Here is a 19711-nt window from a genome sequence, read left to right on the forward strand (position 1 = left end):
GGTCACCGGTCGGAGGTGGCGGTGCTGCCGTCTCTGATGGCGTCCACGTGGCGCATGATCGGCGTGGCCGTGATGCCGTGCAGGACCACCGAGACGACGACGGTGAAGCCGGTGACCGCCCACAACTCCTCCGCCGGTACGCCGAAGTCCGCCACGCCGAGCGCGTACGCCAGGTAGAACAGCGACCCGACCCCCCGGATGCCGAAGAACGAGATGGCCAGCCGCTCGCGGGGCCCGGCGCGGCCGCCCCACTGGCTCAGCCAGCCCGCCAGCGGGCGGATCACCAGCAGGAGCAGCAGGCCGACGGCGGCGCCGCGCCAGGTGAGCGCCGCGAGGCCGCCGGTGGCGACGAAGCCGCCGAGCAGGAGCAGCAGCCAGGCGGTGAACAGCCGCTCGAGCTGCTCGACGAACCCGTGCAGGACGTTGTTGTAGCCGTGCCCGTGCTCGGCTCTCCTGATGGCGCAGGCGGTGACGAACACGGCGATGAAGCCGTACCCGTGGATGAGCTCCGTCACCCCGTACGCCAGGAAGGTGGCCGCGAGGGCGACGAACCCGTCGCGGCGCTCCGACAGGGGCGGCCCGCCCGCCGCGCCGCGGAAGAACAGCCGGCCGAGCAGGTACCCGATCAGCAGGCCCGCCACCAGTCCCGCGGCGGTGCGGTAGAGGACGTCGGTCAGCGCCCACTCCCCCAGCCAGCCGGCGCCGGTGGACACGGCGACGGCGATGGCGGCGTACACGATGGGGAAGGCCAGCCCGTCGTTCAGCCCCGCCTCCGAGGTGAGGGCGAAGCGGACCTCGTCGTCGGCGTTCTCGGCGTCCACGGGTTCGCCGACGCTCACGTCGGAGGCGAGCACCGGGTCGGTGGGCGCGAGCACTGCCCCGAGCAGCAGCGCCGCCGCGAGCGGCCAGCCGGGCAGCGCGACGGCGGCCGCGGCCACCATGACGACGGTGATCGGCATGGCGAGGCCGAGCAGCCGCCAGGTCGTGGACCAGCCGCGCGGGCCGGTCCGCCGGTTGATGGCCAGGCCCGCGCCCATGAGCGAGATGACCACGCACAGCTCGGTGATATGTTCCAGCGCCGTTCGGTGGGTGATCGGGTCGGGCTCGGGCAGCCCGATGGGCAGCGCGAACAGCAGCACGCCCGCCACCAGGTAGACCAGCGGCAGCGACACGGGGCGGCGTGCCAGCACGTCGGGGAGGATGGCGGCGAGCAGCGCGGCGGCACCGCCGAGCGCCAGCATGAGGTCGAGGGTGGACATCACTCCGGTCACTGCCCGGAAGATCACTCTTTATCACCACTTGCCCGCCTTCTTCCACCTGATGGAAAGGGGGTGCGCCTGGGCGGGGGTTGCGGAGATGCGGTGGTATGTGATGTGGTGCCGCCCGGTTCCAGCATCCGAGTTCGGGAGGCCGTGCGGTGCCGTTCATCGTGGATCTGAGCAGCGGGAACATCGAGAGGGAAGATCGGACGGCGGAGAAGGGGCACTACGGCGGGTCCGTGCTGGGGTTGCGGTTGCTCAGTGAGCGGACGGCGGCTGGGCTCGATCCGTACGATCCGCGCGCGCTGCTGTACGTCGCGGCCGGGATGCTCGGTGGGACGCACGCGCCTGGGCTGGCCAAGGCGGTGTTCCTGGCCAAGTCGCCGCTGACCGGGGCGGCCGGGGAGGCGCACGCGCTGGGGCCGTTCGCGGCGGGGATGCGGGCCGCCGGGGCCAGGGCTCTCGCGGTGACGGGGCGGGCCGAGCGGGTGTCGTACCTGCTGATCCAGGGCGGCGAGGTGAGCGTGCGTGAGTGCGGTGAGCTGAGCGGGCTGGGGGTGGCGGCCGCCACCGACGCGCTGCGGGAGCGGCACGGCGAGGGCGCGCACGTGGCGGCGATCGGGCCGGCGGGTGAGAATCTCGTCCGGTACGCCAGTGTCGTCACCGACTACGCCTTCGCCGCCGGACGTTACGGGCTGGGTGCGGTGTTCGGGGCCAAGAATCTGAAGGCCATCGTGTGCGTGGGGTCCGGTGCGCCGGCCCAGGTGGCCGATCCTGGGACCGTCGCGGCGCTGGGCGCCTACTACCAGGGGGCGCTCGCCACCAATCCGCTCGCCGCGCTGCAGGCCGGCGTGCCGGGGTTCGCCGGGTGGGTCGGGGACACGCTCGCCCCCGGGTACGCCTCCGTCCGGAATTTCTCCGTGCCGGGGCCGCCTGGGCTGCGGGTTCCGGTCGAGGGGGACTACGACGGGCGGGCGGTGGCCACGACCGGCGCCTGTCCCGGCTGTCCTAACGACTGTCTCAAGGTGTACGGCGGGCGGACCGGTGGGCTGGGGCAGGAGGCGTTCCTGTCGCTGGGGTGGAATCTCGGCATCGACGACCTCGACGCCGTGCTCGCCGCCAACGCCCGCTGCAACGACCTCGGCCTCGACCAGGTCTCGCTCGGCGGCACGCTGGCCTTCGCGATGGAGTGCGCGGGGCGCGGGCTGCTGCCGGGCGGGCCGGCGTTCGGGGACGCGGCGGCGCTGCCGGAGCTGATCGAGGACGTCGCCACCCGGTCGGGCCCCCTCGGCGACCTGCTGGCGGAGGGGTCCGCCAGGGCGGCGCGGCGCCTGGGGCCTGAGGCGCGGACGTACGCGATGACGGCCAAGGGCGCCGAGCTGCCGTGCTTCGACCCGCGCCCGCAGCCCGGCATCGGGCTCGGGTACGCCCTCGCCCCCGGCGGCCCCCGCTACGACGCCCTGGAGCACGATCTCGACTTCGACCCGGTCGCCGGGCTCGGCTACAGCTTCCCCGAGGCCGCCAGGGCCGGCGCCGCCCCCGCCCCGGCCGGTGAGCTGAACGAGGAGCGCGGCCGGCGCAGCGCCCGCCTGCTGCGCCTGTGGAGCGGCCTGGACGCGCTCAACCTGTGCGTCTTCGCCTCCACCCCGACCCGCCCGCTCACCATCGACCGCCTGACCACGCTGGTGACGGCCGTGCTCGGGGAGCCGTTCACGCTGGACGACCTGCTGACCGCCGGCCAGGCCCGCCTGGACGGGATGCGCGCCTACGCGCTGCGCGAAGCCGCGGCGTCTGACGGCTTCCCCGACCTGCTGAGCGAGGACCTGCCGGCCCGCCTGCACGACGAGCCGATCACGACCGGCCTCTATGAGGGAGCGGCGCTGAACAGGGAGGCGTTCGCGCGCGCACGCCGGGCCTTCTACGAGGAGCTGGGCTGGGCTCACGCCTCCTGACCGCGCGGTTCGTTTCACCTGTCTGGTCAATCGGGGAAATATCCCGATAAAAACGATTGAACGATCCCTTGTTCCGTTTGCTGGCTCCTTGTTAGGGTCTGGTCAAACGTTTGACCTGGAAGAGGGAGACGGATGCCTGTCACGATCGACCTGACCGGCCGGACCGCGCTCGTCACCGGCGGCGCGGGCGGTCTCGGGTTCGCCTGCGCCCGTGCCCTGGCCGACGCGGGAGCCGATGTCGTGCTCTCCGACCTCGAAAGCCCGCGCCTGAGCCGGGCGGCGGCGGAGCTGGGCGCGGCGGCGCGGCCGGCCGACCTCACCGACCGCGCCCAGGCCGCAGCCCTGGTGGACGGGCTCGACCGGCTCGACGTGCTGGTCAACTGCGCCGGCATCATGCGCACCACGCCGCTGCTCGACATCGAGCCCGGCGAGTGGCTGCGCGTCGTGGACGTCAACCTCAACGCCACCTTCTGGCTGACGCAGGCGGCCGGGCGGCGGATGGCCGGGCAGGGCGCCGGCTCGATCGTGACGCTGGCCTCGGTGGCCGCCCGCTCGGGCCGGCCGAACGCGGCCCACTACTCGGCGAGCAAGACGGCGCTGCTGTCGCTGACCAGGTCGGCGGCAGAGGCCCTGGCCCCCGTACGGGTGAACGCGGTCTGCCCCGGCGTTGTCCTCACCCCCATGTGGGAGGAGATCATCAGCGACCGCGACCGCCACTTCGGCCCAGGGGCCGGGGAGGGCTACCTGAAGGAGGTCGGCGAGCGCTCGCCGCTCAAGCGGGTGGGGCGGCCCGAGGAGGTGGCGGCGGCGGTGTTGTTCCTGGCCAGCGACCTGGCGTCGTTCGTGACCGGCCAGGCGCTCAACGTCGACGGCGGACTGGAGATGAACTGACTTGACCCCCCGGAGGACCCCGGAGACGATCCCCCAGACGGCCCACCAGACGGCCCACCAGACGACACGGCAGCCGACACGGCAGACGTTCAAGCTGCTGCCCGAGCTGTTCGGTGACCCCGCGATGGCCGAGATCTTCTCCGCCGAGCGCACGGTGCTGGCCTGGCTGCGTACGGAGGCGGCGCTGGCCAGGGCGCAGGCGGAGACCGGCGTGATCACGCGAGAGGACGCGGCGGCGATCGCCGCGGCCTGCGTGCCCGCCACGGTGGACCTGCCGCGCCTGTGGTCGGAGGCGGTGAACGTGGGCTACCCGATCCTCCCCCTCGTCAGGATGATCGCGGCGGCGCTGCCCGAAGGGCCGGACGGACGCGTGCACTACGGCGCGACCACCCAGGACATCATGGACACCGGCCTGTCCCTGCAGCTCGGCGAGGCGCTCGACCGGCTGGCCGAGCTGCTGCGCGGGTTCGGCGACGCGGTGGCGCGGCTGGTGGGCGAGCACGCGGGCACGGTCGTCGCGGCCCGCACGCACGCGCAGCAGGCGGTGCCGACGACGTTCGGGGCGAAGATGGCGGTGCTGCTGGCGGAGGTGACGCGGCAGCGCGAGCGGGTGGCCGCGACCGGGCGGCAGGTGCGGGTGGTGTCGCTGTTCGGCGCGGGCGGCACCTCGGCGGCCATGGGCGGGCGCTCCTCCGACGTCCGCGCGGTCATGGCGCGCGAGCTGGGCCTGCGGACGGCCGAGGTGCCTTGGCACGTGGCAAGGGACGGCGTGGCGGAGTTCGGCGTGACGTGCGCGTCGCTGGCGGCGACGGCGGCCCGCTTCGCCCGGGAGGTCGTGGACCTGTCGAGGACCGAGGTGGGCGAGGTGCGCGAGGCGGGCGGCCACCACAGGGGCGCCTCCTCGACGATGCCGCAGAAGGCGAACCCGATCGGCTGCGAGGCCGTGATCGGCATGTCGGGCACGGCGGGCGCGCTCAGCTCTGGCCTGTTCCGCGCGATGGAGGCGGGGCACGAGCGGGCGGCCGGCGAGTGGCAGGTGGAGTGGTACGTGGTGCCGCTGCTGGCGGAGCTGGCCGCGGGCGCGCTGGCCACGGCCGCCGACGTGGCGGCGGGCCTGCGGGTCTATCCGGAGGCGATGCGGGCCAACCTGGACGCGGAGGGCGGCCTGATCATGGCGGAGGCGTACATGATGCGCCTGGCGCCGGCGCTGGGCAGGGAGCGCGCGCACGACCTGGTCTACCGGGCGGCGCACGAGGCGCGCGAGCAGGGCCTGGCGCTGGCCGACGCGCTGCGCGGGACGGCAGGACCCGGCGACCTGGAGAGCCTGGGCCCGCTGCCCATCCCGCCGGAGTCCTACGTCGGCGACGCCGGGGCGATCTGCGCCGCGGCGCTCAATGCCTGGAGGGAGGCGCCCGCAGGGCAGGAGCCGGAGCGGGCGCCCGGAAAGCGAGCGCAGGAGGAACGAGCGCCCGAAGAACGAGCACCTGAAGAACGAGTGCTGAGGAGCGGGCATGAGTGAGCGGCGGCTGGCGGACCTGCTGGCCATGTGGCGGATCCGCGCGTTCGAGGAGAAGGTGCGCGACCTGCGGGCGCAGGGCCCGATCGTCGGGTCGGTGCATTTGTGCATCGGGCAGGAGGCGATCCCGGCCGGGGCGTGCGGCGAGCTGGAGGAGCAGGACGCGCTGTTCGCGACCTACCGGGGGCACGGGTGGGCGCTGGCGCGCGGGGTCCCGGCGGAGCCGCTGTTCGCGGAGCTGATGGGCCGGGCGAGCGGGGTCAACGGGGGGCGCGGCGGTTCGGCGTACTTCACGGCCGCCGAGTACGGCTTCCACGGTGAGAACTCGATCGTCGGCGCGGGCGCGCCGCTGGCCTGCGGGGCGGCGCTGGCGGGCCGGCACGACGGCTCCGGCCGGGTCGCGGTGAGCGTGTTCGGCGACGGCGCGATGAACCAGGGCGCGGTGCACGAGGCGATGAACTTCGCCGCGGCCTTCAAGCTGCCGGTGGTGTTCGTGTGCGAGAACAACCGCTACTCGGAGCTGACGCCGATCGCCGGCATGGTGGGCAACCCGCGGCTCGCGGACCGCGCCGCCGCGTACGGGATGCCGGGCCACCGTGTGGACGGCAACGACGCGGAGGCGGTGCGCTTCCACGTGCGCGACGCGCTGGAGGTGGCCCGCGAGGGCGGCGGGCCGACGCTGCTGGAGTGCATGACGGAGCGGCTGGTGGGCCATTACATCGGCGACGCCGAGACCTACCGGCAGCCGGGCGAGCTGGACCGGATCAGGCGCGGGGAGCCGATCGCGCGGCTGCGCGCGGGCCTGCTGGCCGACGGCGTGCCGGAGCGGGAGATCGACGCGGTGGAGCGGCGGGCCCGCGAGGAGACGGAGGCCGCGGCGGCGGCCGCGCAGGCGGCGCCGCCCGCCGACCCGGCGACGGCGAGGGAGCACCTTCATGCGTGAGCTGACCTACGGCGAGGCCGTGAACGCGGCCCTGCACCGGGTGATGGAGGAGTTGCCGCAGACGCTGGTCTACGGCGAGGACGTGGCCGTGCCTGGCGGCGTGTTCGGGGTGACGCGAGGGCTGCGCAGGCAGTACGGCGAGCGGGTCTTCGACACCCCGATCAGCGAGTCGGCGATCCTCGGCAGCGCGGTGGGGGCGGCGATGTTCGGCCGCCGCCCGATCGTGGAGATCATGTGGGCCGACTTCTCGCTGGTCGCGCTGGACCAGATCGTCAACCAGGCGGCCAACGTGCGGTACGTCTCGGCCGGCCGGCTGACGGCGCCGCTGACGATCCGCACCCAGCAGGGCAACGCGCCCGGCGCGTGCGCGCAGCACTCGCAGTCGCTGGAGGCGCTGTTCCTGCACGTGCCGGGGCTGCGGGTGTGCATGCCGAGCACGCCGCAGGACGCGTACGACCTGCTGGTGACGGCGGTGCACGGCGACGACCCGGTCCTGGTGATCGAGAACCGCACGCTGTACTCCGGCGCCAAGGAGCCGGTCGAGACCGACGGCCCGGTCAGGCCGATGGGCGGGGCGCGCACCCGCCGCGACGGCTCGGACGTGACGATCGTGACCTGGGGGGCGATGACGCACCGGGTGCTGGAGGCGGCCGAGCGGCTGGCCGGCGAGGGTGTCGAGGCGCAGGTGCTGGAGACGCCGTGGCTCAACCCGTTCGACGTCGGCGCGGTGCTCGGCGGCGTCCGGCGGACGGGCCGGCTCGCGGTCGTCCACGAGGCGAACGTCACCGGCGGCTTCGGCGCCGAGGTCGTCGCCCGCGTCACGGAGGCGGGGGCGCCGCTGCTCGCGCCGCCGATCAGGATCGGCACGCCGGACGTGCGCATGCCGGCCGCGCCGGTGCTGGCCGAGTCGCTGGTGCCGGACGCCGCCCGGATCGCCGGGAGCGTACGTGAGCTGGTGAAGGGATGAGAGGCGTCTGGCATTTCTCGTTCACGGTGGCCGATCTCGACAGGTCCGTGGCCTTCTACCGCGACCTGCTCTGCTTCACGCTGGTGCACACGCAGACCCAGGACAACGCCTACACCCGGCGGCTGGTCGGCCATCCCGGCGCGGTGCTGCGGGTGGCCCAGCTCGCCGTGCCGGGGCAGCCGCGCGGCGTCTCCACGCACGACCTGGAGCTGGTCGAGTACGTACGCCCGCGCGGCGAAGCCCGCGACCCGGCCCGCCACCTGCCCGGCGCCGCCCACCTGGCGCTCACCGTCGAGGACGCGCGGGCCGAGCACGCCCGGCTGTCGGCGGCCGGGGTGCGCTTCGTCAACCCGCCCGCCGAGATCACCGCGGGGGTCAACAAGGGCGGTTACGCCTGTTACTTCCTGGACCCGGACGAGATCACGCTGGAACTCGTCCAACCTCCTGCTACCTTGTGACGCTCAAACGATTGATCATGGGAAGGGAAGCTGGATGACCGTCATCGACGCCCACCAGCACTTCTGGAACGTGGAGACGGGTTCGTACCCCTGGCTGACGCCGGAGTCGGGGCCGATCTTCCGTACGTTCGAGCCGCCCGAGCTGCTGCCCCAGCTCGCCGCGGCGGGCGTGGACCGCACGGTGCTGGTGCAGGCGATGGACTCCTACGCCGACACCGACGCGATGCTGGCGCAGGCGGACGCGTACGACGTGATCGGCGCGGTCGTCGGCTGGGTGCCGCTGGCGCGGCCCGATGAGGCGGCCGAGGCGCTGGAGCGGTACCGGCGGCACGCCAGGTTCGCCGGGATCAGGCACCTCATCCACGACGAGCCCGACCCGGACTGGGTGCTCCAGGAGCCCGTGATCGAGGGGCTGCGGCTGCTGGCGGCGGCCGGGCTGCCGTTCGACGTGGTGGCGGTGCTCCCCCGGCATCTGGAGCACGTGCCGGTGCTGGCCGAGCGGGTGCCGGGGCTGCGCATGGTGATCGACCACCTGGCCAAGCCGCCGATCAAGGACAAGGGGTGGGAGCCGTGGGCGTCGCTGCTGGCGCGGGCGGCGCAGTGCCCTGACGTGTACGCGAAGGTGTCGGGGCTGAACACCGCGGCCGACGCCGGGACGTGGACCGGCGAGGACCTGCGGCCGTACGTCGAGCACGCGATCGAGCTGTTCGGCCCCGAGCGGCTGATGTTCGGCAGCGACTGGCCGGTGGCCACACTGGCCGGCGACTACGCCAAGGTGTGGCGGGAGACGCAGGTCGCCCTGTCGGGCCTGGACGAGGCCGGCCGCGCGCAGGTGCTCGGCGGCACCGCCGCCCGCTGCTACGGGATGGAGGAGCGGTGATCGACGTGTTCGCGCCCATCGCGGCCGCCGCCGACCTGACGATCCCGGCGGAGCACCGCAGGCCGGTCGCGATCGTGGGCGCCGGGGCCATCGTGGACGTGGCTCACCTGCCCGCCTACCGGCAGGCCGGGCTGGAGGTGACCGGGCTGTTCGACCTCGACGCGGGCCGCGCCGCCGAGGTCGCCGCCCGGCACGGCGTGCCGCGCGTGTACGGGACGCTGGAGGAGCTGCTGGCCGACGAGCGGGCCGAGGTCGTGGACGTCGCGGTCGCGCCGGGCGCGCAGCCGGGCATCGCGCGGCAGGCGCTGGCGGCCGGCAAGCACCTGCTCTGCCAGAAGCCGTTCGCGCCCGACGTGGCCACCGGCCAGGAGCTGGTGGGCCTCGCCGCGGCGGCCGGCCGCAAGATCGCGGTCAACCAGCAGCTCCGCTTCGACGAGGGCATCGCGGCCGCGCGCGCGATGGTGCGGCGGGGCTGGATCGGCGAGCCGACGGCGATGACGTTCACCGTGAACATCTTCACCGACTGGAGCGCGTGGGACTGGCTGGTCACCACCGACCGGCTGGAGATCGTCTACCACTCGATCCACTACCTCGACGCGATCAGGTCCGTCCTGGGCGACCCCGAGCTGGTCTTCTGCACCGGCAGCCGGACGCCGGGCCAGGTCGCCAAGGGTGAGACGCGCACGATGAGCACGCTGGTCTACCCCGGCGAGGTGCGGGCGCTGGTGCACGCCACCCACGAGAACCGCACCGGCGACGGCGAGGCGGCCTTCCGCATCGACGGCGCCGAGGGCGCGATCAGGGGCACGCTCGGCCTGCTGTACGACTATCCGCACGGCCGCCCCGACACCCTGGAGGTGAGCAGCCGGGCGCTGCCGACGGACGGATGGCTGCCGTACCCGGTGACCCGGCGCTGGCTGCCCGACGCGGTGGCCGGGCCGATGGGGTCGCTGCTGCGGGCTGTCGCCGAGGGCGGCGAGCCCGAGACGTCGGGCGCCGACAACCTCGGCACGCTGCGCCTGCTCGACGCGCTCTACCGGTCGATGGACAGCGGCCGGAGCGTACGCCCGGGATCACCGGCATGAAGCGCGCCCGGGTGACGCTCGCCGACGTCGCCGCGATGGCGCGGGTCGACAGGGCCGTCGTCTCGCGCGTCGTCAACAAGGATCCGACGCTCAACATCCGGCAGGAGACGCGCGAGCGGGTGCTGGCCGCGATCGAGGAGCTGGGCTACCGGCCGAACGTGGCGGCGCGCAGCCTGCGCACGTCGCGGGCGCACATGTTCGGGCTGTTCATCCCTGACTTCGCCAACCCCGTCTACGCCGAGATCATCAAGGGCGCCGAGTCGGAGGCCGCCGCGCAGGGCTACGTGCTGGTCACCGGCAGCGCCACGGGGGCCGGGCTCGGCGAGTACATGGACCGCATCGGGCAGGGCCGCATCGACGGGCTGCTGCTGGCCGGCACGGGCGAGGACGCGGACCTGGCCGCGCAGCTCGACCAGGCGGCGATCCCGTGGCTGATGCTCAACAACCGCAGCCAGGGCGTCAAGCGCTACGTCATCCTCGACGACCAGCGAGCCGCCGCGCTCGCCGTCGAGCACCTGGTACGCCTGGGCCACCGCCGCATCGCGCACCTCGCGGGACCGTCGCGCGCCGACACGGCCGCGCGCAGGTCGGCCGGCTACTCGGCGGCGATGCGCGACGCCGGCCTGCCCGAGGGGCCGATCACGGCGGCCGGCTACACGCCGGCCGGCGGGGCCGCGGCGATGGCCAGGCTGCTGGCCGAGGCGCCCGAGGGCGAGCGGCCGACGGCGGTGTTCGTGGCGAACGTGGCCTCCGCCATCGGCGCGATGGAGGGCGTACGGGCGGCCGGGCTGGAGATCCCGCGCGACGTGTCCATCGTCGCGGTGCACGACCTCGACCTGGCCGGCTACCTCAACCCGGCGCTCACCACCGTGCGGATGCCGCTCGCCGAGCTGGGCCGGCGCGGGGTGAGGCTGCTGGGCGGCCTCGACCCGGACGCGACGGTCGCCGAAGTGCTGACCGGCCCCATCGAGCTCATCCACCGACGCTCCACCGCTCCCCCGCCCGACTAGAGATCGATGGGACATGGCGGAGCGCGGCCGGACGCGGGGGCGTCCGGCCGGTTCCTGTGACGCGGCGCGGCTTCCGGCGGCGCTGATGCCAGAGCTTGTGTTAGCGCTAACATCGCAGGTCGAAAGTGGCCCGAACGCTAAGGACGTCAAGGCGCTCCGTCAAGAGCCGAGCCCGCCGGCATCCACATCTTCCCAGCTCACAGCAGGGCCACGGAACCGGCGAACGTGTAAGTTTCACGCCCGGCCACCCAAGGGTTGACGCTCGCGGAAAAGCGCGCCTACATTGCCTGCGACGCAACCGGCGCAGCGTCCGGCGGAGCGAAGCGGTCACCTTTCCCGATCGAAGGAGGACCCTTGCGCCGCCTGTTCCGTCCCGCCGCCGCCATCGTGGCGGCGCTCACGCTCATGGGAGCCGCGTTCGCCTATCCCGGCCCCGGCCGGGTGACCGGCGACGTGGTCGTGCACGACCCCACGATGATCCGCACCTCGTCCAACTACGTGCTCTACTCCACCCACGGCTACCTGGAGGCCCGCACCTCCACCGACCGCATCCACTTCACCAGGTCCGGCTCCGCCTTCCGCACGCCGCCGTCGTGGTGGCGGACGTACTCGTCGGGCAACGACCCGTGGGCGCCCGACATCTCCCAGCAGGGCGGGAGATACCTGATGTACTACGCGGTCTCCAGCTTCGGCTCGAACAACTCGGCGATCGGCCTGGCCACCAGCCCCACCGGCCAGCCCGGCTCGTGGAGCGACCAGGGCATCGTCCACAGCACGACGACGAGCTCCGACCACAACGCCATCGACCCCAACCTGCTCGTGGACGCCTCGGGCCGGTGGTGGCTGAGCTTCGGGTCGTACTGGACGGGCATCAGGATGATCAGGCTCGAACCCTCGACCGGCAAGCGCCACTCCTCCGACCGCACGCTCTACCACCTGGCGACCCGGCCGGACGCGCCGTACGCGGTGGAGGCGCCCGACATCGTCAGGCACGGCGACTACTACTACCTGTTCGCCTCCTACGACCGGTGCTGCGCGGGCCTGGACAGCACGTACAAGATCAAGGTGGGCCGCTCCACCAGCCCCACGGGCCCGTACGTGGACCGCTCAGGCCGCTCGATGCTGAGCGGCGGCGGCACGATGGTGCTGGAGACCCATGACCAGGTCGTCGGCCCCGGCGGGCAGAGCGTCATGTCGGACGTGGACGGCGACCTGCTCGTCTACCACTACTACGACCGCAACGACAACGGCACGCCGAAACTGGGCGTGAATCTCATCGGCTGGGACTCGGCCGGCTGGCCGTACGTGTACTGAACGTGCACTGAACACGCACTGACCTGCGGCGGCGGGCGCTTCATGGCGCCCGCCGCCCCGGTGACTTTCGGGCGCCCGCAATCCTGCCCATTGACAACGCCACAAATCGGACTTTAGGTTTGCGAAACGTTTCGACTTCTCACATCGACCGTTGGAGCGCCATGACCTCGTTGCGCGACGTGGCAGCACGCGCGCAGGTGGCCGTCAGCACCGTCTCGGCCGCGCTCAACGGCACCCGCCCCGTGGCGGCGGCCACGAAGCTGCGCATCGAGCAGGCCGCCCGCGAACTCGGCTACCGGCCGAATCTGCTGGCCAGGGGCCTGCAGAGCAAGCGCACCCGGATCCTCGCGCTGCTGTTCCCCGCGCCGATCGGCGGCTTCGGGCCGACGGAGATGCGCTTCGCCACCGGCGCCGCCGAGGCGGCCAAGGAGCTGGGCTACCACGTGCTGCTCTCGCCGGAGAGCGCGGGACCCATCGAGGAGCTGCGCCACCTGACCGGGCTCGGCCTGGTGGACGGCGTGCTGCTGATGGAGGTGCGGCTCGACGACGAGCGGCCGGCGTTCCTGACGCGGGCGGGGGTGCCGTTCGCGATGATCGGGCGGACCCGCGAGCCCGGCGGCATTGACTACGCCGACATCGACTTCACCGCGACCGCGCGGCAGGCCGTGGCGCACGTGGCCGGGCTCGGCCACCGGGTGCTGGCCTTCGTCAACCTGCCCGCCGCCGCTTTCGCGGCCGGGTACGGCCCCGCCGTCCGCGCCTCGGCCGCGCTCGCCGCCGCCGCCCGGGAGGCGGGCCTGGCGTACGTGGACGGCGGCCACGCGGGCGCGCCCGAGGAGGGCGCGCGGGCGCTGGACGCCCTGCTGGACGCCCGCCCCGACGTGACCGCGCTGGCCGTGATGGACGACCGCGCGGCGGCCGGGGTGCTGGCCGCCGCGGCGCGGCGCGGCCTGCGCGTCCCCGACGACCTGACCCTGCTGCTCGTGCTGTCGTCCGCGCGGGTCGCGCAGATGTTCCACCCCAGGCTGACCACGCTCGAACCGCCCAGCGCGGAGCTGGGCAGGCTGGGTGCCCGCATGCTCATCGACCGGTTGGGCGGCGGCGGGCCGCCCCGGCAGCGGCTGGTGCCCTGCCGGCTGGTGGCCGGCGACAGTTCAGCACCACCACGTACGGGAGCCGCTTCGTGAAGCTCGGAATGCACACCCTCACGCAGAAGAGGGGGCTGCTGTTCGGCGGGGACTACAACCCCGAGCAGTGGCCCGAGGAGGTGTGGGCACAGGACGCCGCGCTGATGCGCGAGGCCGGGGTCAACCTGGTCACGGTCGGCGTGTTCAGCTGGGCGCGGCTGGAGCCCGAGCCGGGCAAGCACGACTTCGGCTGGCTGGACCGGCTGCTCGACCTGATGGCCGGGCACGACATCGCCGTTGACCTGGCCACGCCGACGGCCTCGCCGCCGCCCTGGCTGGGCCACCGCTGGCCGGAGACGCTGCCGGTGGACGAGTCGGGCACCACGCTCTGGTACGGCGCGCGGAACCAGTTCTGTCCTTCTTCGTCCGTTTATTGGGAGCGCTCCCTCGACATCGTGACCGCCCTGGCCGACCGCTACGCCGGCCATCCCGCGCTGGCGATGTGGCACGTGGGCAACGAGTACGGCCAGTTCTGCCACTGTGACGAGTCGGCCGCCGCGTTCCGCCGCTGGCTGCGCGAGCGGCACGGCGACCTGGAGACGCTCAACGAGGCGTGGGGCACGACGTTCTGGAGCCAGGGCTACGGCGACTGGGAGGAGATCCTGCCGCCGCGCACCGCCCCGTACATCATCAATCCCGGCCAGCGGCTCGACTGGCGGCGCTTCTGCAACGACCAGCTGCTCGCGCACTTCCGCGCCCAGCGGGACGTGCTGCGCGCCCGCACCCCCGAGGTGCCGGTCACCACGAACTTCATGGGCTTCTTCAAGCCGGTCGACGCCTGGGCGTGGGCCGCGGAGGAGGACGTGGTCGCCAACGACTGCTACCCCGAGCCGGGCGACCCGCTCACCCCGGCGCGGACGGCGCTCACCCACGACCTGATGCGCGGCCTGGCCGAGGGCCGGCCGTGGCTGCTGATGGAGCAGGCCACCACCGCCGTCAACTGGCGGCCGCACAACCTGCCCAAGCCGCCGGGGCAGTTCCGCTTGGAGTCGCTGCAGGCGCTCGCGCGCGGCGCGGACGGGCTGTGCTACTTCCAGTGGCGGGCCTCCCGCTTCGGCGCCGAGCGCTTCCACGCGGCGATGGTGCCGCACGCCGGTCCTGAGACGCGGCTGCACGCCGCCGTGCGCGCGCACGGCCAGGAACTGCGCGGGCTCTCCCGGGTGGCGGGCACCGAGGTGCCGGCGCGGGTGGCGATGGTGTTCGGCTGGGACAGCTGGTGGGCGCTGGAGGATCGCGGGCGGCCCAGCGACCGGCTCAACGCCGACGAGCAGCTCCTGAACTACTACGTGCCGTTCTTCGAGCGCGGCGTCGCCGTGGACGTGGTGCCGCCCGGCGCGGACCTGGACGGCTACGCGCTGGTCGTGGTGCCGAACCTGTTCCTCGTCAGCGACGAGCAGGCGGCCTGGCTGGACGCGTACGCGCGAGGCGGCGGGGTGCTCGTGGTGGGGCCGTTCTCGGGGATCGTGGACCCGCGCTCGCACGTGCGCACCGGGCGCTTCCCCGCGCCGCTGCGCGAGGTGCTGGGCGTCTCCGGCGAGGAGTGGCTGCCCGTGGGCGGGCCCGTACGGTGCCGGTGGAGCGGCGGCGAAGACGGATTCGCCGCCGGCACCTGGACCGAGTTGCTGGCCGCCGAGGGCGCCGAGGTGGTGGCCGAGTTCGCCGACGGCGACCTGGCCGGGCACCCCGCGATCACGCGGCACCGGCACGGCGACGGCCTGGCCTGGTACGTCGGCACGATGCCCGAGCAGGCCGCCCTGGGGGCGCTGGCCGAGCGCGTGCTGGCCGATGCGGGCGTGGCGGGCGAGTTGCCCGATCTGCCGCCAGGCGTGGAGGCGGTGCGCCGCGGCGAGGTGCTGTTCGTGCTCAACCACGGGACGCGGGACGTACGGGTGGAGCTGCCGGGCCGCGCCGACGACCTGCTGACCGGCGCGCCCGCCGAGGGCGCGATCACGCTGGCGCCGCGCGAGGTCGCCGCCCTGATTACTACCTGACTTTCACCCTGAATCCACCATTAATCACCCCAAGGAGTGACATGTCCGTCTTTCCCGACAACTTTGTGTGGGGCACCGCCACCGCCGCCTACCAGGTCGAAGGAGCCTGGAACGAGGACGGCCGCGGCCCGTCCATCTGGGACACCTTCTCCCACACGCCCGGCCTGGTGGCGGGCGGCGACACCGGCGACGTGGCCTGCGACCACTACCACCGCCTGGAGGAGGACCTCGACCTGCTGGCCGCGCTGCGCGTCGGCGCCTACCGCTTCTCCATCTCCTGGCCGCGCGTGCAGCCCGGCGGGACCGGCCCGGTCAACGCCGCCGGGCTCGACTTCTACCAGCGGCTCGTCGACGGCCTGCTGAGCAGGGGCATCGCGCCGGTCGCCACCCTCTACCACTGGGACCTGCCGCAGGAGCTGGAGGACGCGGGCGGCTGGCCGCATCGCGACACCGCGGAGCGCTTCGGCGAGTACGCGAGGCTCATGGGCGAGGCGCTCGGCGACCGCGTGCACACGTGGATCACGCTGAACGAGCCGTGGTGCTCGGCCTACCTCGGCTACGCCTCCGGCGTGCACGCCCCCGCGCGCACCGAGCCGGCCGCCGCGCTGGCCGCCGTGCACCACCTCAACCTCGGCCACGGCCTGGCCGTGCAGGCGCTGCGCTCGACCGCGGCCAAGGACGCGCAGATGTCGGTGACGCTCAACCTGCACCACGTGCGCGGCGTGTCGGAAGCCGACGCCGACGCGGTGCGCCGCGCGGACGCGCTGGCCAACCGGGCCTTCCTCGGCCCGATGCTGGAGGGCGCCTACCCGGCCGACCTGCTCGCCGACACCGCCGGGGTGACCGACTGGTCGTTCGTGCGCGACGGCGACGAGGCGACCGCCTGCCAGCCGCTCGACGTGCTCGGCGTCAACTACTACAACCCCACGCTGGTACGCCACTGGGACGGCAGCGGCCCCAAGGAGACCGCCGACGGCCACCAGGACGGCGCCGCCTCGCCGTGGATCGCCTGCGAGAGCGTGGAGTTCGTCCGGCAGCCGGGCCCGTACACGGAGATGGGCTGGAACATCGACGAGACCGGCCTGACCGACCTGCTGCTGCGCCTGCACCGCGACTACCCGGACCTGCCCACCATGATCACGGAGAACGGCGCGGCCTTCCCCGACCCGGTCTCCCCCGACGGGCGCGTCCGCGACCAGGACCGCGTCGACTACCTGCACCGCCACCTGACGGCGGTCAGCGAGGCCATCGCGCAGGGCGCGGACGTGCGCGGCTACTTCGTGTGGTCGCTCATGGACAACTTCGAGTGGGCGCACGGCTACGCCAAGCGGTTCGGCATCGTCCGGGTGGACCGCGAGACGATGGAGCGCACCTGGAAGGACAGCGCCCACTGGTACCGCGACGTGGTCACCTCCGGCAAGCTGCCGGTCGGCTGACGTCCGGGCTCAGGGTCAGCGGGCTCAGGGTCAGCGGGCTCAGGGTTTGCGTGCCACGCCGCCGACGAAGGTGTGGTACGTGATCCCCGGCGTCGCCTGGTGGTCCCCGGTCTCCGGGCGCCACTCGGGCAGCGGCACCAGGCCGGGCTCCAGCAGCTCGAGCCCCTCGAAGTAGGCGAGGATCTCCTCCCGGGTGCGCCAGCGGCCGGTGCCGAGGTTCTCGTTGAAGATCTTCTCGGCGCTCCTCGCCTGCTCCGACACCTCGGGCAGCGCCGCGCCCGGGTTGTGGAAGTGGGAGATCACCACGTGGCTGCCGGGGGCGAGCCTGCTGATGTAGCGGGCGGCGACGCCTCCGGGGTCCTCCTCGTCGTTGAGGTGGTGGAGGATGCCGAAGAGCAGCAGCCCGACCGGCTCGGAGAAGTCGATGAGGGCCTGCGTCCTCGGGTCGTCCATCACCTTCTCCGGCTCGCGGGCGTCGGCGTCCACGATCGTGGTGGTCTCGTCCACGGCCAGCAGGGCGCGGCCGTGGGCGAGCACGATGGGGTCGTGGTCGACGTACACGACGTGGGCCGCCGGCGTCACCGACTGGGCCACCTCGTGCACGTTGCCCTGGGTGGGCAGGCCGGAGCCGATGTCCAGGAACTGGCGGAGACCGGCCTCGGCGAGGTAGCGCACGGTGCGCCGCAGGAACTCCCGGTTGGCCATCGCCGCCTGCGGCGCGTCGGGCGCGACCTGCAGCGCGGCTGCGGCCACCTGGCGGTCGATCTCGTAGTTGTCCTTGCCGCCGAGAAAGTAGTCGTAGACGCGGGCGACGCTGGGCTTGCTCGTGTCGATCCCGCTGGACGCGCTTTCCCGCTCGCTCTCGGGCACTGTCGGCTCCTCGTGGATGATCGTCAAGGGGGTATGGCGATGATCCTAAGATGGAGCACCTGGCAAGGCGCGGCAATCCGGGAAATATCGGGTTTGCGGTGAATGGTCACCATTGGTCGATGTGTAGCACCTCGTCCAGCGGCTGCCGCTTCGCCCGCCCGAACGTCTCCCCCGTGTAGTACGCGGTCGGGATGAGCACCCCCTGCCGCACGTCGTCCGGGATGCCGAGCAGCTCGGCGATCTCGGCCTCGTACGCCAGGTGCAGCGACGTCCAGGCGGTGCCCAGCCCCCGGGCGCGGGCGGCCAGCATGTAGCTCCAGGCCGCCGGCAGCAGCGAGCCCCACAGCCCGGCCTGGTTCCCCTGTGGCAGGGCCGGCACGGTCAGGCAGCCCAGCACCAGCACCGGCACCTCGCCCATGTGCTCGGCCAGGTAGGCCGCGCTGGCCGAGACCCGCTGCTGGGTGGCGACCCTGGCCGGGTCGTTCTCGTACAGCCGCTCGGGCGACGCCTTCGACTCGTAGTAGCGGCGCCACGAGCGCCCGTAGTAGTCACCGATGGCCTTGCGCTTGTCCTCGTCGGTGACCACCACCCAGTGCCAGCCCTGCGCGTTGCTCCCGGTGGGCGCCTGGAGCGCGATGTCCAGGCACTCCCTGACCAGGTCGAGCGGGACCCGGCGGGTCAGATCGAGGCGCTTGCGGACGCTGCGGGTCGTGGTGAGCAGCTCGTCTGCTGAGATCGTCATGCGCTTCATCATGCCCATCCCGGACGCCGCGGACCCCGCGCGGCCCCGCGCGACCCCGCGCGGCCCAACCCGGCCCCGCCCAGCCCCGTGCTGTCAGCCGCGGCCGAGCACCGTCAAGGCCGGGAGCGCGCGGCCCGAGTAGTCGAACAGCGCCTGGTTCTCCCAGCCGTTGCCGGACGACGGGTCGGCCGGGTCCCAGCCGTTGCCGCGCACGCCGGTCCAGGTGGCCTCCCAGGTGTAGAGGCCGAGCCCGCGGCCGTTCGGGACGTTGCGCACGATCTCGGCGACCTTGGCCAGCATCGCCGACTGGCCCTGCGGCGTGGCCCGGTAGCCGGGGTACGGCTCGCCGGCGGTGATGATGTTGGGCCAGCCGTCGGCGTCGGCCGTCGTGAACGGGTACGCGGTCTCGACGACCAGCACCGGCTTGCCGTACCGGGTGGCGACGTCGTTGATGTTGGCCCTGAAGGCGTCCAGCGTGCCGTGCCAGTAGGCGTAGTACGACAGCCCGATCACGTCGTACCGGATGCCGTGCGCGCCGGCGTTGTCGAACCACCAGCGGTAGAGGCCGTTGTCGCCGCCGTCGGCCAGGTGCAGCACGACCTTCGTGCTCCCCGAGACGGCCTTGACGGCGTCGTAGCCGGCGTTCAGCAGGGCGGCGGTGTTCGGCCAGGTGGAGTTGGAGCCGTCGGGCCACAGCAGGCCGCCGTTGATCTCGTTGCCGACCTGCACCAGGTCGGCCGTGGTGCCCTGGCGGCGCAGGGCGTCGAGCACGTCGTAGGTGTGGGCGTACACCGCCTGCTTCAGCTGCTCGAACGACAGCGACTGCCAGGCGGCGGGCTTGACCTGCTTGCCGGGGTCCGCCCAGCTGTCGGAGTAGTGGAAGTCGACGAGCAGGCTCATGCCGAGCGCCTTGGCGCGCCTGGCGACGGCGAGCACCTGCGTCTTGGTGTTGTAGCCGTCGGCCGGGTTCACCCAGACCTTCAGCCGGATGGAGTTGAGCCCGCCCCGCGCGAGGATGCGCAGCGCGTCGCCGGCCCGCCCGCTCGCGTCGCGGTAGACGCCGCCGAGCGCCTCCGACTTGGCCAGGCTGGAGACGTCCGCGCCCCTGATCGCCAGTCCTCCCGGACCCTTCGCGGCGTGCGCGGGCTGGGCGACGACGAGGGCGCCGAGTAACAGCAGTGCGGTGAGGATGCGTCTCATGACGGTCTCC

General features: G+C 73.2%; 17 protein-coding genes. 13 read left to right on the top strand and 4 right to left on the bottom strand.

All coding sequences use genetic code 11. From position 1 onward, the window contains the following. Positions 1-2 precede the first annotated feature (2 nt). Entirely contained in the window at positions 3-1271 is a 1269-nt protein-coding gene (locus ACFFR3_RS30750) for a cation:proton antiporter (RefSeq protein WP_364384758.1), read from the bottom strand. 146 nt (positions 1272-1417) lie between these two features. On the opposite strand from ACFFR3_RS30750, the gene ACFFR3_RS30755 reads away from it, so the two are divergent. From ACFFR3_RS30755 to ACFFR3_RS30815, 13 genes are all read left to right on the top strand, one after another. Further along, complete coding sequence (locus tag ACFFR3_RS30755) at positions 1418-3211, top strand: aldehyde ferredoxin oxidoreductase C-terminal domain-containing protein (RefSeq protein ID WP_379484270.1); 1794 nt, start codon at positions 1418-1420, stop codon at positions 3209-3211. Positions 3212-3343: 132 nt separating this feature from the next. After that, positions 3344-4102: an SDR family NAD(P)-dependent oxidoreductase gene (locus tag ACFFR3_RS30760; RefSeq protein ID WP_364384752.1), complete on the top strand. Its 759-nt coding sequence runs from the start codon at positions 3344-3346 to the stop codon at positions 4100-4102. 1 nt (position 4103) lies between these two features. Continuing rightward, positions 4104-5621 carry a class-II fumarase/aspartase family protein gene (locus ACFFR3_RS30765; protein WP_345385992.1) on the top strand — a complete coding sequence of 506 codons (1518 nt, stop codon included), beginning with the start codon at positions 4104-4106 and terminating at the stop codon, positions 5619-5621. Next, positions 5614-6561, top strand: coding sequence for a thiamine pyrophosphate-dependent dehydrogenase E1 component subunit alpha (locus ACFFR3_RS30770; protein ID WP_364384746.1), 948 nt, complete (start codon positions 5614-5616; stop codon positions 6559-6561). Before ACFFR3_RS30765 ends, ACFFR3_RS30770 begins: the two co-directional genes overlap by 8 nt. Continuing rightward, positions 6554-7528, top strand: a complete 975-nt coding sequence (locus ACFFR3_RS30775; RefSeq protein WP_379484271.1) for an alpha-ketoacid dehydrogenase subunit beta — start codon at positions 6554-6556, stop codon at positions 7526-7528. The genes ACFFR3_RS30770 and ACFFR3_RS30775 overlap by 8 nt, the downstream gene beginning before the upstream one ends. After that, positions 7525-7986, top strand: coding sequence for a VOC family protein (locus ACFFR3_RS30780; RefSeq protein WP_345385996.1), 462 nt, complete (start codon positions 7525-7527; stop codon positions 7984-7986). Before ACFFR3_RS30775 ends, ACFFR3_RS30780 begins: the two co-directional genes overlap by 4 nt. Positions 7987-8020: 34 nt before the next feature. Beyond that, positions 8021-8866: an amidohydrolase family protein gene (locus ACFFR3_RS30785; RefSeq protein ID WP_379484272.1), complete on the top strand. Its 846-nt coding sequence runs from the start codon at positions 8021-8023 to the stop codon at positions 8864-8866. Further along, positions 8863-9951, top strand: coding sequence for a Gfo/Idh/MocA family protein (locus tag ACFFR3_RS30790; protein WP_345385998.1), 1089 nt, complete (start codon positions 8863-8865; stop codon positions 9949-9951). The genes ACFFR3_RS30785 and ACFFR3_RS30790 overlap by 4 nt, the downstream gene beginning before the upstream one ends. Then, on the top strand, positions 9948-10961 hold the full coding sequence (locus ACFFR3_RS30795; RefSeq protein WP_379484273.1) for a LacI family DNA-binding transcriptional regulator: 1014 nt from the start codon (positions 9948-9950) through the stop codon (positions 10959-10961). Before ACFFR3_RS30790 ends, ACFFR3_RS30795 begins: the two co-directional genes overlap by 4 nt. Positions 10962-11315: 354 nt before the next feature. Beyond that, the gene (locus tag ACFFR3_RS30800) at positions 11316-12275 is read left to right on the top strand and encodes an arabinan endo-1,5-alpha-L-arabinosidase (protein ID WP_345386002.1); all 960 of its coding nucleotides are present in this window, start codon (positions 11316-11318) and stop codon (positions 12273-12275) included. Positions 12276-12436: 161 nt separating this feature from the next. After that, positions 12437-13462: a LacI family DNA-binding transcriptional regulator gene (locus ACFFR3_RS30805; protein ID WP_345386004.1), complete on the top strand. Its 1026-nt coding sequence runs from the start codon at positions 12437-12439 to the stop codon at positions 13460-13462. Continuing rightward, positions 13459-15453: a beta-galactosidase gene (locus tag ACFFR3_RS30810; RefSeq protein WP_364380931.1), complete on the top strand. Its 1995-nt coding sequence runs from the start codon at positions 13459-13461 to the stop codon at positions 15451-15453. Before ACFFR3_RS30805 ends, ACFFR3_RS30810 begins: the two co-directional genes overlap by 4 nt. Before the next feature lie 41 nt (positions 15454-15494). Then, on the top strand, positions 15495-16889 hold the full coding sequence (locus ACFFR3_RS30815) for a GH1 family beta-glucosidase (RefSeq protein ID WP_345386010.1): 1395 nt from the start codon (positions 15495-15497) through the stop codon (positions 16887-16889). A 39-nt stretch (positions 16890-16928) separates the two neighbouring features. Here the strand turns inward: ACFFR3_RS30815 and ACFFR3_RS30820 are convergent, their stop codons facing one another. The 3 genes from ACFFR3_RS30820 to ACFFR3_RS30830 all read right to left on the bottom strand — a co-directional run bounded on the left by ACFFR3_RS30820 (position 16929) and on the right by ACFFR3_RS30830 (position 19701). Further along, a complete protein-coding gene (locus ACFFR3_RS30820; protein WP_364380934.1) occupies positions 16929-17786 on the bottom strand; it encodes an SAM-dependent methyltransferase in 858 nt (285 codons plus the stop codon). Positions 17787-17865: 79 nt separating this feature from the next. Beyond that, positions 17866-18501, bottom strand: coding sequence for a nitroreductase family protein (locus ACFFR3_RS30825; RefSeq protein WP_364380937.1), 636 nt, complete (start codon positions 18499-18501; stop codon positions 17866-17868). A 93-nt stretch (positions 18502-18594) separates the two neighbouring features. Further along, positions 18595-19701, bottom strand: a complete 1107-nt coding sequence (locus ACFFR3_RS30830) for a glycoside hydrolase family 53 protein (protein ID WP_364380940.1) — start codon at positions 19699-19701, stop codon at positions 18595-18597. Between the last annotated feature and the right edge of the window lie 10 nt (positions 19702-19711).

The sequence above is a fragment of the Nonomuraea salmonea genome (genome assembly GCF_042428605.1).
Taxonomy (GTDB): Bacteria; Actinomycetota; Actinomycetes; order Streptosporangiales; family Streptosporangiaceae; genus Nonomuraea; species Nonomuraea salmonea.

What these genes read in the sequence shown, in the direction of transcription:
- ACFFR3_RS30795 (WP_379484273.1), top strand. Translation starts at nt 9,948, where the DNA reads ATGAAGCGCGCCCGGGTGACGCTCGCCGACGTCGCCGCGATGGCGCGG.
- ACFFR3_RS30825 (WP_364380937.1), bottom strand. Translation starts at nt 18,501, where the DNA reads ATGACGATCTCAGCAGACGAGCTGCTCACCACGACCCGCAGCGTCCGC.
- ACFFR3_RS30815 (WP_345386010.1), top strand. Translation starts at nt 15,495, where the DNA reads ATGTCCGTCTTTCCCGACAACTTTGTGTGGGGCACCGCCACCGCCGCC.
- ACFFR3_RS30830 (WP_364380940.1), bottom strand. Translation starts at nt 19,701, where the DNA reads ATGAGACGCATCCTCACCGCACTGCTGTTACTCGGCGCCCTCGTCGTC.
- ACFFR3_RS30785 (WP_379484272.1), top strand. Translation starts at nt 8,021, where the DNA reads ATGACCGTCATCGACGCCCACCAGCACTTCTGGAACGTGGAGACGGGT.
- ACFFR3_RS30780 (WP_345385996.1), top strand. Translation starts at nt 7,525, where the DNA reads ATGAGAGGCGTCTGGCATTTCTCGTTCACGGTGGCCGATCTCGACAGG.
- ACFFR3_RS30760 (WP_364384752.1), top strand. Translation starts at nt 3,344, where the DNA reads ATGCCTGTCACGATCGACCTGACCGGCCGGACCGCGCTCGTCACCGGC.
- ACFFR3_RS30805 (WP_345386004.1), top strand. Translation starts at nt 12,437, where the DNA reads ATGACCTCGTTGCGCGACGTGGCAGCACGCGCGCAGGTGGCCGTCAGC.
- ACFFR3_RS30775 (WP_379484271.1), top strand. Translation starts at nt 6,554, where the DNA reads ATGCGTGAGCTGACCTACGGCGAGGCCGTGAACGCGGCCCTGCACCGG.
- ACFFR3_RS30770 (WP_364384746.1), top strand. Translation starts at nt 5,614, where the DNA reads ATGAGTGAGCGGCGGCTGGCGGACCTGCTGGCCATGTGGCGGATCCGC.